1 rRNA gene is annotated in these 519 nt (G+C 41.3%); it reads left to right on the forward strand.

What is annotated here, in order from left to right:
* Window positions 1-28: 28 nt before the first annotated feature.
* A 5S ribosomal RNA gene (gene rrf / locus L1D15_RS22000) occupies window positions 29-144 on the forward strand.
* Window positions 145-519: the final 375 nt, after the last annotated feature.

Here is a 519-nt window from a genome sequence, read left to right on the forward strand (position 1 = left end):
ATTTGCGAGCAAATTGATAAAGAATTTGCTTGGCGACCATAGCGTTGTGGACCCACCTGAYTCCATGCCGAACTCAGAAGTGAAACGCAATAGCGCCGATGGTAGTGTGGGGYTTCCCCATGTGAGAGTAGGACATCGCCAGGCTTTAATTTCGACTTTGTCTACTTGTTAGACAAGTCACCATAAGATTCTAAAAAAGTTTAGAGTTTTATGTTGACTTCAACAGTCAGTCGCGTATTATACGCGTCCTGCTTAGGTGCTAAGACACTGAAAGCACAGCTCTTTAACAATATAAACCTATCAATCTGTGTGGGCACTCGTTGATGATAATCCAAATAGATACTTCGGTATCAATTTAGGTTTCAATGAWACGAAGTGACCATTGAATCTTCGGATTCAGCACAGTCAATTCAAACATTACTTTATGTAATGTTCAGTATTCATTGAGCCGACAAAATCTTAAATTGAAGAGTTTGATCATGGCTCAGATTGAACGCTGGCGGCAGGCCTAACACATGC

Origin of the sequence: Vibrio sp. Isolate25 (assembly GCF_022398025.1) — a bacterium.
Taxonomy (GTDB): domain Bacteria; phylum Pseudomonadota; class Gammaproteobacteria; order Enterobacterales; family Vibrionaceae; genus Vibrio; species Vibrio coralliilyticus_A.